Origin of the sequence: Paenibacillus sp. FSL P4-0113, assembly GCF_038009305.1 — a bacterium.
GTDB lineage: Bacteria > Bacillota > Bacilli > Paenibacillales > Paenibacillaceae > Paenibacillus > Paenibacillus polymyxa_D.
Genome location: NZ_JBBPAZ010000002.1, coordinates 154,396 through 170,290, shown reverse-complemented (window position 1 = coordinate 170,290; position 15,895 = coordinate 154,396). Strand labels below are relative to the sequence as shown.

Here is a 15,895-nt window from a genome sequence, read left to right as displayed (position 1 = left end):
AGTACTCATGTGTTAAAACTTAGAAGCAACGATTTGACTACCAAATACCAACCATCTACAAGTACAAAGAGCAGTATTTTAAAAGGAAGTGAAATCATTACCGGTGGTAGCATCATCATCCCCATAGCCATGAGTGTACTCGACACTACAATGTCTATAACTAAAAATGGTATGAAAATCATAAAGCCCATCTGAAAGGCCGTTTTCAACTCACTGATTGCATAAGCCGGAACCATCACCGTTAGTGGAATATCCTGATAATTCTTTGGTTTTTCCATCTTGGTGTATTTCATAAAGAGCAGTAGATCCTTCTCACGTGTATGAGAGAACATAAAGGTCTTGATCGGTACCGATGCCTTGTCCAGCGCCTGAGACTGTGTTATATCCCCCTTGAGATACGGCTGAAGCGCAGTTTCATTCATAGCTGAGAACGTCGGTGCCATAATGAATAAAGTGAGAAACAAAGCCAGTCCAACAAGCACCTGATTAGGCGGCATCTGCTGGGTTCCCAGCGAAGTTCGCACAAAGCCAAGCACAATCACAATTCGCGTAAAACTTGTCATAAGTACAAGCAACGCGGGCGCTACACTAATGACAGTAATAAGTAAAATAATAGACAGCGAGGTGGCACCGGGCTGTCCTTTGTCCGAATTGCCGACTTGAATATCAATGTTCGGAATCGGTTCCGCAGAGGCCGCCGTCACCGAAATGAAGCTGAACAAGACAAGCAGCAAACATGCAAGTATAATCTTTTTTCTCATGAATCTCCCGACCGATCTGTAGTATTCTCCTCATTGCGCAGCTTTTCAAGTTTATCCTTGCGATTCGGCATTTGCCGAAGCTTGGATTCAAACATCTCGTGAAAAGATGTCTCCTCTTCAGGCTGCTGCTGTGCCGCGTTGTTCCGGCGAAGCTTATCCGCAATTTTAGCGAATAGCGGGGCAATCGGGCCGCGCTGCAGAGAAGCTTCCTGCTCCAGTGCGGCCAAAATTTGCTCCACTTCTTCAGGATCGGATACTTTGTCAACAAGCTGGATATCTTCTCCCACACCAATGAGGTACACACTGCTACCTACTTCAACAAGCTGAAGGGATTTATTGGGACCCAGTCCCACGCCTCCCAGTATGCGAACGGAGCGGTTGCTGAACCAGCTCTGATTTCTTTTACTTAAAAACCGTATCAAGTACACGATCAGTACGATGATAAAGATTAGCACGAAAAGGACCCAGGCAATGTTGCCTATATTGCTGGATGTACTCAATGCGTCAGAGGCACCCTGTTGTGTATCCATACTGGGTGCGCCTTAGACACCCAGTGTTTTGTTGATGGCTTCGATAACCCGATCCGATTGGAAAGGCTTAACGATAAAATCTTTTGCGCCAGCTTGAATGGCATCAATAACCATTGCTTGCTGACCCATCGCGGAACACATGATAACCTTTGCATTCGCGTCAATTTGTTTGATTTCCTTCAGAGCGGCAATGCCGTCCATTTCAGGCATCGTGATATCCATCGTAATCAGGTCCGGACGAAGCTCCTTGAATTTTTCAATGGCCTGTGATCCATCTTGGGCCTCTCCTACTACCTCAAATCCATTTTTGGACAGGATGTCCCGAATCATCATTCTCATAAATGCAGCATCGTCCACGATCAAAATACGGTTTGCCATCTGAAATAAATCCTCCCTAAATTATGCTTTTATTGTAATTTTTGAATACGGTCCCATTGACTTACAATATCTGTTACGCGCACACCAAAGTTCTCGTCGATTACGACAACCTCGCCCTTGGCAATCAGTTTGTTGTTTACCAAAATGTCCACCGGCTCCCCAGCAAGCTTGTCTAGTTCAATAATTGAACCTTGTGAGAGCTCCAGAATATCTTTAATTTGCTTTTGGGTCCTTCCTAATTCTACGGTGACTCTAAGGGGAATGTCCATCAATAAATTTAAATTGTTTTCATCCACTTGCGCAAATGCACCGGACTGCAAGTTAGAAAATTGTACAGGTTGTACATTTACATTACGTCCCGGTACTGCGCCGTAGTGATGAGGCGTTCCGTAAGGAGCTTGCGGCGGTACACCAGCTGGCATTCCATAACCCGGTGTTCCATAGCCTGGAGCGCCCTGCTGCCCATATCCCGGGTCTTGAGGATACATTGGCGGTTGTTGTCCATAGCCTGCGTCTTGCGGCGCCTGCGCGGCTGCAGGTGGCTGTTGATAGGCTGGTGCAGGCGGTTGCTGCGGAACGCTAGCTTGTTGCGGCACTTCGGGAGCAGCTGTTGCAGCTACCTGCTGTGCAGACGCTTGCGGTTGTTCTTCATCCTCTCCGCCATTCATTAGGATGCTCACCATTTTTTTGGCGAAATTAACAGGTAACAGTTGCATCAGCGTAGAGTCAATAAGATCCCCGATCAATAACCGGAAGGAGACTGTGATGAGCGTCTCTTCATCCGGCAGACTGGATACTCCATCACCGTGCATAGGATCCAAAATATCAATCCCCGGTGGAGAGATATTAACAAAACGATTAAACATAGTAGACATTGAGGTCGCCGACGATCCCATCATCTGGTTCATCGCTTCCTGCACAGCACTAATGTGGATTTCATTCAATTCTTCATCTGCTGGGTTTCCTTCACCACCAAGCATTAAGTCCGCTATCACTTGTGCATCACGCTTTTTGATTACGAGTGAGTTAATACCCTCGAATCCATCGACATAATTTACATGTACAGCTACGTGTGGCTTTGGAAATGCAGTTTCAAATTCAGAACGGGTAATAATTGAAACTTTAGGTGTCGTAATATCCACCTTTTGACCGAGCAGTGTGGAAAGAGCCGTAGCTGCGCTGCCGAACGTTATATTACCGATTTCCCCGAGAGCATCCTGCTCCAGAGGAGTCAGAAAATCGTCAACGGTCTTGCCTGCGGGAGTAGAATCCGTCCCCGCTTCAGACTGTTTCAGCAAGGCATCGATTTCCTCCTGGGACAAATAGTCTTTACTCGTCAATTTCTTCAACTCCTTCGTTGACAATTTCATCAATTTGTACGGCAACACGATCTCTTACCATGCCGGGACTTCCCATAAACTTCAATTTCTCGCCTACCCGGATGGATAGTCCTTCTTTGACAGGTTTGTTCAATGAAATGACATCCCCGACCGAAAGACCCAGAAACTCGGCTACATTTATCCGGGATTCACCCAACTCCGCAATAATAGGGAGCTCTGCTTTGGTGACCCGTAATCTCAAGGCGTCAATCTCTTCGGGCGCCCTTGATTTCTTTTCGGATGTAAACCACTGGTGCGTGGACAGTCTAGCCATAATAGGTTCCAATACCACATGCGGGATACAGAGGTTAATCATCCCTGTGGTATCACCAATTTTGGTACTAAGCGAAATCAGAGCAATCGTTTCATTCGGCGAGACAATCTGCATGAACTGCGGATTTGTTTCCATCGCCTCTAGGCGCGGTTCAATGTCCAGTACCGTTTTCCAAGCCTCTTGCAGGCTATCAAAGGTACGACTGAAAATTCGCTCCATAATCGTCGTCTCGATTTCGGTCAACGCAGTAACCTTTGACGGTGCCGAACCTGTTCCTCCGAGAAGCCTGTCCAACATGGCATAAGCAACGTTCGGGTGAACCTCAAGCACCATACGGCCTTCCAGCGGTTCAGCTTCAAAAATGTTTAGAATGGTCATTTTCGGAATGGAGCGAATGAATTCATCATAAGGAAGTTGCTCCACCTGAACGACATTAATTTGGACAAAAGTACGAAGCTGCGCTGAAAAATATGTGGTCAGATACCGTGCAAAGTTCTCGTGTATCCGCGTCAGACTCCGTATATGATCCTTGGAAAACCTAAGCGCTCTTTTGAAATCATAAGCGCGAACTTTCTTTTGGGTATCTTCCTTTTTAAGTTCTTCCGCATCCATTTCACCGGACGAAAGAGCTGCTAAAAGGGCATCAATTTCCCCTTGTGACAGTACATCCACCAATGTTATTCACCCCCTTACGTGTTCCTGACAAGTTCACCTGGAATCAAATGGCTGCCAGCAAAAAGTCTGTAATTTTGGCGTTCCCCAGGTGACCTTCAGGGAGCGACTTGTTGATGAGATCCGTCAGCTTGTCACTGAACTGGTCCCGGCCTTTAGCCGTTCTGAGCTCATCAGGTTTGGTGTCTGCAAGTAATTGAATAACGATGGGCTTAATACTGATGTCTTTGATTTTTTCAAAAGATTCTTTTGCTTTGGCATCGTTCAATTGAAAAGATAGGTTCATCTGAACAATGTAATCTGCGTCTGCCAGATTTGTTTTGATACCGGTAATTTCAGAGCTCACTTCCACCAATTCATCTGCTGACAATCTTGGAAGTTGTTCTGCCTGAGCAGCTTGCGCATTCGGTATGACTTCCGACTTCTTCCCGCTAAGCGCTGGTATAAGTACAAAGGCCGCGCCTGCAATCAAAGTAATCGCGAGTAAAATTGTAATGAGCCATGGCAGCATCTTCTTCATTCGTCTTCCTCCATTTGTTGCACTTTTATCGTGGCGGCATGCATGCCGATTTCACGGCTGTAACCCTTGATCAAGGAGACGACATCTGCCGCTTTTTCCAATACAATCAACCGTTTCCCCGTCACCAAAGTGACGTATGTATCCGGTGTTTCCTCCACAGTCTCAATGAGCAGCGCATTAAGCCACATAGGCGAGCCGTTCAGCCGCGTTAACGGGATCATCGTAATACCAACCTCCTGATAGGTGCGGAGGAGCCTCTACTCCTCCGCGTTTAAATGAGATTATCGTTTCAAGTTTACAACTTCCTGAAGCACTTCATCCGAGGTCGTAATGATACGCGAGTTCGCTTGGAATCCGCGCTGAGCTACGATCATTTCGGTAAATTCGCCTGTCAGATCAACGTTGGACATTTCCAGCTGACCCGCGATAATAGCTCCACGGCCCTCTGAGTTGGCTGCTCCTGGCTCAATGGCATCAATGTTGGAGTTGACCGTTGTACGATACAGGCTGCCTCCAATTTTCTCCAAACCTTCTGGGTTTGTAACTCTGGCTATACCAATTTGCGTGCCATTATCTACTGTACCATCATCCAGCTGCTGTACAATCGTACCATCCTGCGAGATAGAGACTGCCGTAACATTGTCAGCAAGTGTGATTGGATCTCCACCCGCATCTCCTACAAAAAATCCATCTGCAGTAACCAGATTTCGGTTTGCGTCTATGTGGAAATCACCCGCACGAGTCAGATAAGGGACTTCCTGTGCATCATTCATTTTGATCAGGAAAAATCCGTCACCGTTAATCCGCAAATCCGTCGGATTATTGGTAGTCATTGCACTACCCGGAAGGTGCAGGGTATCAATTGAGCTGACGGACACCCCTAGACCAACCTGCTTGGCATTTTGACCTGCAGTTGTCGTAGCGTCAGGCGCACTTGCACCCGAACTGGTTTGGCTCAAGATATCTTTGAACATCACTCGGCTGGACTTGAAGCCTGTAGTATTTACGTTTGCAATGTTGTTACCGATAACGTCCAGCTTTGTTTGAAAGCCCTTCATGCCCGATACACCTGAATACATTGATCTCAACATTGAGTATAAATCCTCCTCTGATTGGTTGCTTAGTTGACCGCATCAGTCGATCCGCGGCTTTTTCATGGCTTTCCTATTCGGGCCAGCCACTCCATATACATTTTTATGAAATAATTACAGCACTATCTATCTGCGTAAATACGTTATCCTCCATGGACTTCTTATCCATCGCGGTAACAACTGTTCGATTAGGTACACTTACAATCAAAGCCATATCCTGCATTAAAATCAATGATTCTTTGGCGCCTTTGGCAGCTGCTTTATCCACAGCAGAGTTGATTTTCGCCATTTGGTCACTTCTCAACTCTATTCCCCGCTGCTCCAGACGCTTGGCTGCATGGTTGCTCAGCTTGAGCACCTGTTCCTGCAACACCTGACCGAACGGTCTGGCATCCTTGGATACCGAATTTACTCGGTTTTGTGAGATTGCTGCCGGGGGCACGTTGGCGGGAAAAAGGCGTCCGACCGTCATTCTATCATTCATGAGTTCTCACCGCTTCCAGTAGAGGAAGAAGATGAAGTATCCGATGTATTTGTAGCGGGAGTCGTTGTATTAGCCTGACTCACTGATGTTACATCTTTTAATGCCACCTCAGCCGCTCCCATTTTGGCATACTGCACACCGTCGCGAATAACGATAGAATCCACGATTCCACTTTTTACGGTACCCGCACCTGTTTCACCTGTGATGGAGTCTTTTTTACCTGCCTCAATCCAGCTGACTTCTTTTCCTATCAAACCGGAAGCCGTACCCAAAGACTGTCCCAATGCATTCAACTGCGTAGAAATGTTCATCAGTTGTTCCACTGAGGAAAACTGGGCCATTTGAGCGATAAATTCTTTATCCTCCAAAGGCTGCATCGGATCCTGATTTTGTAGCTGGGTGATCAAAATTTTCAGAAATTGATCTTTACCCATAGTCTTAGTATCCTTAGCACTCGCCGTTTTGACATTGTTCACATTGTAATTCGGCCAGACGTTGCTGGTGGATACATTGTTGTCTGTCGTCGTCATTGTGTTCTCACCTCCATCATTACGCTTGTGCTGTAAAGGAGCCTGTCCGATTTATATCATCTGCACGTTGTTCTGCTGTCCAGTTACGGAGTTCCTCTGCCATTTCAGCTACCTTGATAGCATCTTCGCTCTCTTCTCTACCACGAGCTTTGGAACGTTGATTGGATTGCTGCTGCTGCTGATTAGCTCCAGATCCGCGCCCATCCTGATACATATGGGAGGAAAGCGACTCATTGTGCGTGACTTCTACCTTATCCACCTGGATACCTTGGCTCTGGAGACTCGAACGCAGCTGCGACATTTGCTGTTCCAGCAAATCCTTCGCTCCGCTATGCTCAGTCATGAACTGGGCAACCAGATGACCATTTTGCATTGTCAGCTTAACCTCCAGCTGGCCCAGATGATCTGGACGAAGCATGATAGTCGCTTCCGTCAAGCCAGTGTGTTTTACAATGTCAAGTTTCTGCACTACAAATTCGGTCATCTCCTTGGCAAATTGCCGCACATGTACGACTGGTTGAGCCGGAGCCGAAGGTGTTGTTCCTTGCGTTTGTACCGAAAGCTGTCCCGCAGTCGTGATCACTGGAGTCTGATTGTCAGTTGCTGTCGAATCCGCTTGCTCAGTTGCATCTACGAATGCACTCGCTTCATCCGTTGCAGTCGTCTTAACTGCAGACTGAACGAGAATATTAGTTGATGAACGTTGCCCTTCTGAACCTTGTTGATTAGTTTTGCCTTGACTAGCTTGCTGCTGAGAAGCAACAACCTGTTTGTCTGTAGTGGCTGTAGCTACGGTCTGAGTACCATTTGTTCGATTTGCAGAAGGCTGAACTGCTTGTGAATCCCCACCATCAGCAAGTTCCACAGCTTTCATTACACCATTCCACTGCTCATCGGAAATTGCTCCCGTACCTGCCGTTGCGCTTTGGAGCGATTGTAGCAACTGTGTCACCTGGGACTTTTGGTCTCCAGAAGCCTGCTCTGCTACATTGGCAAGTTGTGACAAAGCGTCCTGCAATGCAAATCGAAGAGTAGCCGGGTTGGCTGCCAAGGCTGTTAAGCCTGTCGCCTCTGTCGTTTCTCCACCGTTTAACTGTTGATTTGTTCCGTCGCCTTGCAAAAACTGTTGTACTTGCTGAATCCAAGCTTGCAGAGTTGCAAGCAGAGCAGGATCGGCAGCTACTTGATCATCCAACTTTTCGAGATTCTGCAGCAAAGGAGCCAGTGTTTCGACCAGCGACTCCGTTGGAGCTTCCGTGGATTCTCCAGTCGCAATAAGCGGGAGTACCATAACTAATGGAGAACCGTTCGCATCTGTGCCTGCTGAGCCCGTTTGCCCGCCTGTCATCATTTGCGTAAGTGTTTGATTAAAAGCACCCGTGGTTGCTCCAGCAGCTGTGGCTGTAGTCGTTGTTGAGGCCGTTGTACTGCTAGCTGTCTGACTGGAGCCGAGCGATACACTTTGAGAAATAAGGGTCATTTATTTTTCACCTCCCTTCATTTAAATTACTTACTGCCCATCAGTTTGTTTAAAATTTTTGCGGTCTGAGCCGCATCCTTGGCAGACATATTTTGTAGTAAAGAACCACGTGTCGAATCATCTACTGTATTTAATATGTTTAATGCCTTGTCTGGACTGATTTTGTAAGTTTGCAAAATAAGTTCGGCACCGCTCTTCTTGTCCATGGAAGCAAATGTGCTACTGATTTGAGTGCTTTGCAAACTCTTACTCGTCGTGCCAGCTGTGGTACCTTGATCCTTTTTCAGACGAGACTGCAACGCAGCAACTGACAAATCCGTAGATGGCGTTACGTTTTTCAGAGCCATAGTAATATCGGCTGCTTTTTTAGCGTCCATCTTTTGCAAAATCTTCGCACTGTTGGCAGGGTCCATGTAGCTTAGCAGCTGCACAGTCTCTTCCGTAGTCAGATTCTCCATAATCGGTGCCGCTTTACTAGCTGTCATTCCTTCATACATACTAGCAAGATCTCTGGCCTGTTTTACATAAGGATCTTCATTTGTTGTTCCACCTGTAGTTTGCGTACCAGCCTGTCCCTGCTGACTGGCCTGTGGCTGCTGTTCCTGTTGCGTTTGGAGCGTATTGACCTGATTCTGCAGTTCAGTAACCTTTTTATCTTGTGTCGTCTTAGCAGCGGTAGCCTTTTTAAGCTCCTCCGTCTGCTTGGCTAGATCTGCCTTTAACTGCTGAATGGTTGCTTCAGAACTTTCGGACTGAGCCTTTTGATCTGCCTCTTTCGTCTGTGTAGCCTTATCTTTCGGTTCAGGTACCCAATTTTTAACAACTGGTATTTTGTTCCCTAATGAAATCATTTCGCTTCTGAAGTCCATATTGAACAATGTAAGCAGGACCCCGACCAGAACGATTGTGAACACAATCGGAATCAGGAAAAACATAAACCGTTCAAATCCCCCGCCTGATTCTTTTCCTAAATCCATATCCAGTTCATTTTCTGCTAACTTCTGTGCCATCGTCTTCCTCCTCAGGCAGCTGATATGCGTATCCTATGACTTTCCGCTTACCGGGCTTTCATGGCAAATCGCACGGAAGCCATTTCATCCAGCTCGTTCTGCTCGCGCAGGAGCACTTCCTGTTGGAATTTCACGTTGGCCTTCTCTCTCGCTTTCAGCCAAACCTGTTCATCCAGCATTTTATCGGTCAAAACGGTTTGTTTGCTTTGCACATTTTGCTGCGCATATTGAACATCCCTATGCTTGCGTGTAATACATTGGTCCAGATGATTAACATAAGCCTGTAATTCCTGAATGGTAGAGAGTGGTGCGCAATCCTCGGCAGCCTTTTGAATGGCTGATATGACTCGATTCCTTTCGCCTACAAGCTGTGTTAATGTCTGCTCCTCAGCCTGCAATTGTCCAACAGCACTGGAAAGCAACCATTCGGCCTGTGACTTTTCGTTGGTTTTCAAGTCTACAACTTTCTGAAAGGAATACTGAAATCTCATCGTTCAACCTTCATCTCCTCGTAAATTCAGAAATCAAACGCTCTCTTACCTCGTCCAGCTCAGCCTTTTCATCTGTTCTTTGTCTTGTAAAATCCCATATATCCCGTATACGCTCCATGGATTCGTCAATTTCTGCATTTGAACCCTGCTGATAGGCCCCAATATTAATCAGGTCCTCCGAATCTTTGTAAATGGCCATCAAGCGCTTAATGTTCTCGGCAGCGTCTATCTGATCTCGTGGTGCGATATCCTTCATAACCCGGCTAATACTCGCTAACACATCGATTGCCGGAAAATGTCCTTTGTTCGCAATTCCACGATTCAAGACAATGTGTCCATCCAAAATCCCGCGCACCGCATCCGCGATGGGCTCGTTCATATCATCACCATCGACCAGTACCGTATAGAAAGCGGTTATGGAGCCAGTAGGGCCTGTCCCTGCACGTTCTAGAAGCTTAGGTAGACTAGCAAACACGGAAGGTGTGTACCCTCTCATTGCCGGTGGCTCCCCTACGGCTAGGCCGACTTCACGTTGGGCCATCGCATACCGGGTAACTGAATCCATCATCAGCATGACATTCAACCCGCGGTCCCGAAAATATTCCGCGATCGTCGTTGCAATAAGTGCACCCTTAATACGGATTAACGCAGGTTGGTCGGAAGTTGCCACAATGACCACGGAACGTTCTAGTCCCTCCGGACCTAAATCCCGTTCAATAAAGTCCAGCACCTCGCGTCCACGTTCCCCGATCAAGGCGATTACATTCACATCAGCTTCCGTATTACGGGCAATCATTCCCATCAAGGTACTTTTACCTACACCCGAACCTGCAAAAATACCAACCCGTTGTCCTTTACCGATAGTAAGCAACCCGTCAATAGCGCGCACCCCGATACTGATTGGTTCCTGCACACGCGGACGATTCAGCGGATTGGACGGAATATTGAAGGTTGAATATCTCGCCATTCGCGAGGGAATCAATGAGCCATCCAGAGGCTGACCCAAGCCGTCCAGCACCTTGCCTAACAGTTCCGACCCGACCTGCACATTCAACGGCTTCCCTGTTCCTACTACATCACAACCGGGACCAATGGATTGCAGTTCTCCAAGTGGCATTAGAAGCACTTTATTGTCCCTGAAGCCTACAACCTCCGCTTGCAACGGCTTTGCCGTTTTACCCGGATAAATGTAACAAACATCCCCGATACTGGCATCTGGACCTTCCGATTCAACCATCAGGCCGATAACCTGCGTAACCTTGCCATTTACCCGAACCGGGTCCAGCTGGCGCAAATGATCCATGTAGCGCTGCGTATTAAGCCCCTTCATGTCTTCGCTCCTCATTCTCATGTGCCAGACGCAGTAGTTCCTTTTTGATCTCAGCTAATTGCGTATCAATCCGCGCATCCACGCTCCCAAAAGAAGAACGGATAACACAACCGCGATCTTTCACGGTACCATCAGGAATAATTTGCAGTTCTGCCTGCGAATCGACAGTTAATGACAATTCTTCTCGTGCACCTTGCACAAATGCGAAATGCTGAGGCGACACACACAATGTAATGGTTCCTTTTTCCCGCTTACGAGCCAAATTTTTACGAATTAATTCTATCGTGTAGTCCGGCTCAAGGCTAAGCTGTTTCTCAATGACCTTCTCAGCAATAGCACTACTCAGTTCAACCAGAAAAGGCTCAGCTTCCTGAATTAGTTGTTCCTTTATCTCATAGGCCTGACGTAGAATATCCTGTGCTTCTTCCATCATCTGCTCTGATTTCGTCTGAAGCTCGGCCTCAGCCAGCTTCTGACCTTCTTCATATCCTTGCTGAAACCCATCAGCCTTTAACGACTGAGTCAGCTGATCGTCATGCTCGCGTCGCTCCTGCCACCAGGCTTCAATCTGCTGCTGCGCCTCCTGAAGCATCCGTTCCGCTTCTTCAGCTGCCTCGCGAACCTGACGTTCGGCAAAATCCTTAGCATCTTTCAGCATTTCATCCCGTAGCCGTTCAGCCTCATGATCTCGCTGAGGCTCCGGCTCCGTATATTCAGTTGTGATTTCTTCGTCCGTCGTTTCTGGCGCATACGTATGTGCCACATCAATTGTTTTCAAAGCCTCTACAGGAACATATTGGAAAGATTTGATCAAGTTAGACAATGATGTCATCTCCTCCGCCGCGTGCGATTATAATCTCACCGGCCTCTTCCAATCTGCGGATCGTCGATACGATACGTGTCTGTGCTTCTTCCACATCACGCAACCGCACCGGTCCCATGTACTCCATTTCCTCTTTGAAGGTTTCTGCCATACGTTTCGACATATTTCGGAAAATCACATCACGTACTTCTTCACTGGATACTTTAAGCGCCAATTGCAAATCTGCATTGTCGATATCGCGGACAATGCGCTGAATGGAACGGTTGTCCACATTGACGATATCCTCGAACACGAACATTCTTTTCTTAATTTCCTCAGCCAGTTCTGGATCTTGAATTTCAAGCGAGTCGAGAATCGTACGTTCGGTTCCGCGGTCTACGCCATTCAAAATCTGAACAATGGACTCGATACCACCTGCATTCGTATAATCCTGCGTCGCGGTTGCAGACAGCTTTTGCTCCAACACTCGTTCCACCTGGGAAATAACTTCCGGAGATGTACTGTCCATGACAGCGACACGCCGGGCCACATCTGCCTGCTTTTCCTGTGGCAGAGACGACAGAATTGCAGCCGCCTGCTCGAATTGCAAGTACGAAAGCACGAGAGCAATCGTTTGCGGATTCTCATTCTGTATAAAATTCAATATCTGGTTTGGATCAGCTTTGCGGGCAAAATCGAAGGGTCTTACCTGTAACGTCGCTGTTAGACGGTTAATGACCTCAACTGCTTTTTGCGATCCGAGTGCTTTTTCCAATATTTCTTTAGCGTAATTAATACCGCCTTGGGAAATGTACTCCTGAGCCAAACAAATTTGATGAAACTCGGCCATGATGGAGTCCTTCTCAATGGCATCGACCTTCCGCACATTGGCAATTTCCAATGTAAGTTGCTCGATCTCCTCATCACGCAAATGCTTGAATATTTGAGCAGATACCTCTGGTCCCATTGTGATCAGAAGTATAGCTGCTTTCTGTCTTCCCGTTAAACCTTGACTGCTTGCCTTTGCCAATGAACTCACCTCTATTCGTCAGCCAGCCATGTACGAAGCAGATTGACGAATTCGTCGGGTTTCTTTTTCGCCAGACTTTCAAGCTGTTTACGCACTTGACTTTCATTTGTCACACTTTCCATGGTAATAGACGGGAACTCCGTCGGCGTTGGCATAAGTTGCAATTCTTCATCCAACTCTTCTTCCTGCTTACGACGACCGCGTACGATGAGGAAGATTACACCCGCCAGCAGTGCCAGAACAGCAGCTCCGATGCCCCATAGCCAAGGGTTGGAAGCTGAGAAGAATGTATTTGTGCTCGCAGGCGCCGGAACTGCTTGTGAGAACACCGAAACCTTCTTAGCCAAATCAGCGTCTGTAATTGTAGTACCAGAATTCGCCAACGACGCTCTTACGATATTAACCAAAATATTTTGAATTGCTGTCTGAGTTGCAGTATCCAACGTTTGCTGACCTGTTGGTGGTTCAACTGCTACATTAATGGTTAAATCTTTTACAGTATACGGACTTTGGATAATATCCCTTGCAATTCGGTTAACTTCGTAGTTAATCGTACTTGAGCTCTTATCTGAGCTGGTATTGCCGGAATTAGCTCCTCCGGGGTAGCCCGGAACATCCTGTGTTCCTGTTCCTGCAACTCCTCCGGTTTGTCCACTACTACCTGTATAGCTTTCCTGAATTTGTTGGGCGCTAATTTCAATACCCTTCATTTTCGTTTGGTCAACAGGTGTGACCATTTGTTCCTTTGATGTTACTTTGTCGAAATTTAGCTGGGACATCACAAGTACATTTACCTTGTCGTCTCCAACAATTTTCGACAAAAATTGTTGAACATTATTCCTTACATCGCTCTCAAACTTCTTCTGTAGAGCCATGTTTTCTTGAACACCACTAGTGAGCCCACCTTGGCCGCCCTTGGCCGTTGGAATCAACTCATATTCCTTATTAGTGATCGTAATGTTTTCCACTGGAAGATTCGGTACTGCCGTTTTTACCAGATTAAAGTATCCATCGATCGCCTGCTGATTTGGAGTAAAGCCAGGCTCGAATTCCATTTGAATCGAAGCGGAGGCTTTGTCCTTTTCCTCAAGTCCGGCAAAAATGTTTTCCTTTGGCATATTAATGACAGCTTTGGAGCTTTGGACACCATCCATCCGTTCCAACAGTTGCTGTATTTCGCCGTTCAATGCATTATTGTACTTCACATTGAACTCGTTCTCCGTCATGCCAATGGCAGAGGAGGACTGGTCAAAAGCGCTCATGCCGATTGAACCCTTCTGAATCAGGCCTTGAGACCCAACATCTACCTTCGCCTTATCCGCATTAGCGGTTGGGACTGAGATTTGTGTCCCACCAGCATTAAGTTGATACGGTATACCCGCAGAATCGAGATATTTAATGACTCCGGCAGCATCGTTAGCATTTAAATCTCGGAAAGCCACTTCATACTCGGTTTTGGTAAACTGCATCGTTAGCACTACAACAGCGATAATGATGAATGCTAATGTCGAAACAAGTAATATCTTCTGTTTTTTGCTAAAATTATTCCAATACCCGGAAATCTTATCCCGATATTGGGCGATTCTCTCGTTCACTCCGTCACCCCATCCGAAACTTTGCTAAACCCTCTTTACATCTGTGTACGCATGATCTCCTGATAGGCTTCGATCGCTTTGTTTCGGACCTGTGTAGTAAGCTGCAGGGAAAGCAGCGCTTGTTGGGAAGTGATCATGACCTGATCTACATCAACTTTGCCTGCCATGAATTGGTCGGACATCTGGTGCGTAGCGGCTTCCTGCTGCCCTACTTCATTGAGAGCATCCTTTAGGAAGGAACCAAAGTCCTTCAAGGATTCGGAAGGCGTCGCTTTCGCCAACTCATTGTTAGGCGATTGAATCTGCTGTATTACCGGTGTCTGTACATTAAACATGGCGTTCTGAATCATGTTTTACTCTCCCTATTAAGTAATTAGTAGTCCTAGAGCTTAGCGACCGATTTCAAGCGCTTTGGAAACCATAGCCTTTGATGCATTCAGAGCTGTTACATTGGCTTCGTATGAGCGTGTTGCGGAAATCATGTCGACCATTTCTTTCATAATGTCTACATTAGGCATATATACATAGCCATCTTTATCAGCATCCGGGTGACCCGGATTGTACACAGGCTTCAAAGGTGACTGATCTTCCTGAATTTGCGAAACCTTAACGCCAGCAGCGCTAGTTCTACTTCCTTCCATTTGAGCCTTCAAAACATCGGCAAAGCCAGATTGGTTCGGCTCCAAAACAACCGTTTTTCTCCGATATGGAACTGCTTGTCCATTCTCTACTTTCGCCCGAGTTGTCTCTGCGTTGGCAATGTTGCTAGATATAACGTCCATCCGCAACCGTTGGGCAGTAAGAGCAGACGCACTAATATCAAAGCCGTTGTTAATCTTCACCTATTCCTATCTCCCTTCTACCGCTGTTCTCATCATCTTGATGCGCTCATTAATTTCTTGGATGTAGGTATTATATCTTAGTTGATTTTCAGCCATAAGACTCATTTCTCTGTCGATATCTACGTTGTTCATATTGTTATTCATGACTGAGTACCCATCTTTGGTGACCGTGGCATCTGGAATGGAGTTCACAGGTCCTATTTGAAAATGTCTTGAATTGGTTACTTTTCCACGTAGTGGTGTGACATCCCCGTCCATTTGCTGCTGAAGCAGTTCTTCAAATGAAACCTCCGAACGCTTAAAATACGGGGTATCCGCATTGGAAATATTGTCAGCCATCACACGTTGTCTCGTATTTGCCGCCTGTACACCTGCCTGAAGCTTTTGAAAGCTCATATCACCCAGCAGATTCATTTAGCTCCTCCCTCCCAGCGTCTACTCCAAAGTAAGATTCAATAAAACAAGATTTTTCACTTTTTTTCGACAATAAAATTTCATAATTATACATTTCTTTTAGGTCTTAAGTAGAAAATAATAACTTTCTGTCATATATTCTAAGTTTCGTAGAGTTGGGACCTAATTACAATAAGAAAAAAGCCCTATCTTTTTAAAAAAAGAGGGCTTTAGATGCATAAATTGTTAAATTTTTCAGGTTTTTTTCAAGAAAATGAATGTTTTCTTAGCACTTTACACCTG

Annotated in this window: 20 protein-coding genes; all 20 read right to left on the bottom strand. The window is 46.3% G+C overall.

All coding sequences use genetic code 11. The features are described from left to right. Positions 1-5: 5 nt before the first annotated feature. The gene (fliP, locus tag MKX46_RS25375; RefSeq protein WP_013309901.1) at positions 6-761 is read right to left on the bottom strand and encodes a flagellar type III secretion system pore protein FliP; all 756 of its coding nucleotides are present in this window, start codon (positions 759-761) and stop codon (positions 6-8) included. Next, entirely contained in the window at positions 758-1,291 is a 534-nt protein-coding gene (locus MKX46_RS25370) for a flagellar biosynthetic protein FliO (protein ID WP_029517000.1), read from the bottom strand. Before MKX46_RS25370 ends, fliP begins: the two co-directional genes overlap by 4 nt. A gap of 12 nt (positions 1,292-1,303) precedes the next feature. Further along, positions 1,304-1,669 carry a response regulator gene (locus MKX46_RS25365; RefSeq protein WP_010346372.1) on the bottom strand — a complete coding sequence of 122 codons (366 nt, stop codon included), beginning with the start codon at positions 1,667-1,669 and terminating at the stop codon, positions 1,304-1,306. Positions 1,670-1,698: 29 nt separating this feature from the next. Continuing rightward, positions 1,699-3,009: a flagellar motor switch phosphatase FliY gene (gene fliY, locus MKX46_RS25360; protein WP_029516999.1), complete on the bottom strand. Its 1,311-nt coding sequence runs from the start codon at positions 3,007-3,009 to the stop codon at positions 1,699-1,701. Further along, entirely contained in the window at positions 2,999-3,997 is a 999-nt protein-coding gene (gene fliM / locus MKX46_RS25355) for a flagellar motor switch protein FliM (RefSeq protein ID WP_029516998.1), read from the bottom strand. The genes fliY and fliM overlap by 11 nt, the downstream gene beginning before the upstream one ends. Before the next feature lie 43 nt (positions 3,998-4,040). Beyond that, complete coding sequence (locus MKX46_RS25350) at positions 4,041-4,514, bottom strand: flagellar basal body-associated FliL family protein (protein ID WP_023988194.1); 474 nt, start codon at positions 4,512-4,514, stop codon at positions 4,041-4,043. Continuing rightward, positions 4,511-4,735, bottom strand: coding sequence for a flagellar FlbD family protein (locus MKX46_RS25345; RefSeq protein ID WP_013309896.1), 225 nt, complete (start codon positions 4,733-4,735; stop codon positions 4,511-4,513). The genes MKX46_RS25350 and MKX46_RS25345 overlap by 4 nt, the downstream gene beginning before the upstream one ends. Before the next feature lie 60 nt (positions 4,736-4,795). After that, a complete protein-coding gene (gene flgF / locus MKX46_RS25340) occupies positions 4,796-5,605 on the bottom strand; it encodes a flagellar basal-body rod protein FlgF (RefSeq protein ID WP_318626666.1) in 810 nt (269 codons plus the stop codon). 103 nt (positions 5,606-5,708) lie between these two features. Further along, positions 5,709-6,089 carry a TIGR02530 family flagellar biosynthesis protein gene (locus MKX46_RS25335; RefSeq protein WP_039274704.1) on the bottom strand — a complete coding sequence of 127 codons (381 nt, stop codon included), beginning with the start codon at positions 6,087-6,089 and terminating at the stop codon, positions 5,709-5,711. After that, a complete protein-coding gene (locus tag MKX46_RS25330; protein ID WP_318626667.1) occupies positions 6,086-6,619 on the bottom strand; it encodes a flagellar hook capping FlgD N-terminal domain-containing protein in 534 nt (177 codons plus the stop codon). The genes MKX46_RS25335 and MKX46_RS25330 overlap by 4 nt, the downstream gene beginning before the upstream one ends. 19 nt (positions 6,620-6,638) lie before the next feature. Continuing rightward, positions 6,639-8,099: a flagellar hook-length control protein FliK gene (locus MKX46_RS25325; protein WP_340931963.1), complete on the bottom strand. Its 1,461-nt coding sequence runs from the start codon at positions 8,097-8,099 to the stop codon at positions 6,639-6,641. Positions 8,100-8,125: 26 nt separating this feature from the next. Continuing rightward, positions 8,126-9,109 carry a magnesium transporter MgtE N-terminal domain-containing protein gene (locus tag MKX46_RS25320; protein WP_023988189.1) on the bottom strand — a complete coding sequence of 328 codons (984 nt, stop codon included), beginning with the start codon at positions 9,107-9,109 and terminating at the stop codon, positions 8,126-8,128. Positions 9,110-9,156: 47 nt separating this feature from the next. Then, positions 9,157-9,600 carry a flagellar export protein FliJ gene (fliJ, locus tag MKX46_RS25315; protein ID WP_029516992.1) on the bottom strand — a complete coding sequence of 148 codons (444 nt, stop codon included), beginning with the start codon at positions 9,598-9,600 and terminating at the stop codon, positions 9,157-9,159. A gap of 10 nt (positions 9,601-9,610) precedes the next feature. After that, positions 9,611-10,930 (bottom strand): flagellar protein export ATPase FliI, encoded by a 1,320-nt coding sequence (gene fliI, locus MKX46_RS25310; RefSeq protein WP_029516991.1) that lies wholly within the window; start codon positions 10,928-10,930, stop codon positions 9,611-9,613. Next, a complete protein-coding gene (locus tag MKX46_RS25305; protein WP_029516990.1) occupies positions 10,917-11,753 on the bottom strand; it encodes a FliH/SctL family protein in 837 nt (278 codons plus the stop codon). Before MKX46_RS25305 ends, fliI begins: the two co-directional genes overlap by 14 nt. After that, positions 11,746-12,762: a flagellar motor switch protein FliG gene (fliG, locus tag MKX46_RS25300; protein WP_013309887.1), complete on the bottom strand. Its 1,017-nt coding sequence runs from the start codon at positions 12,760-12,762 to the stop codon at positions 11,746-11,748. The genes MKX46_RS25305 and fliG overlap by 8 nt, the downstream gene beginning before the upstream one ends. An 11-nt stretch (positions 12,763-12,773) precedes the next feature. Beyond that, positions 12,774-14,357 (bottom strand): flagellar basal-body MS-ring/collar protein FliF, encoded by a 1,584-nt coding sequence (gene fliF / locus MKX46_RS25295; protein WP_013309886.1) that lies wholly within the window; start codon positions 14,355-14,357, stop codon positions 12,774-12,776. A gap of 35 nt (positions 14,358-14,392) precedes the next feature. Next, entirely contained in the window at positions 14,393-14,707 is a 315-nt protein-coding gene (gene fliE, locus MKX46_RS25290; protein WP_029516989.1) for a flagellar hook-basal body complex protein FliE, read from the bottom strand. 39 nt (positions 14,708-14,746) lie between these two features. Then, positions 14,747-15,199 (bottom strand): flagellar basal body rod protein FlgC, encoded by a 453-nt coding sequence (gene flgC, locus MKX46_RS25285; protein WP_029516988.1) that lies wholly within the window; start codon positions 15,197-15,199, stop codon positions 14,747-14,749. A gap of 6 nt (positions 15,200-15,205) precedes the next feature. Continuing rightward, the gene (gene flgB / locus MKX46_RS25280; RefSeq protein WP_013309883.1) at positions 15,206-15,613 is read right to left on the bottom strand and encodes a flagellar basal body rod protein FlgB; all 408 of its coding nucleotides are present in this window, start codon (positions 15,611-15,613) and stop codon (positions 15,206-15,208) included. Positions 15,614-15,895: the final 282 nt, after the last annotated feature.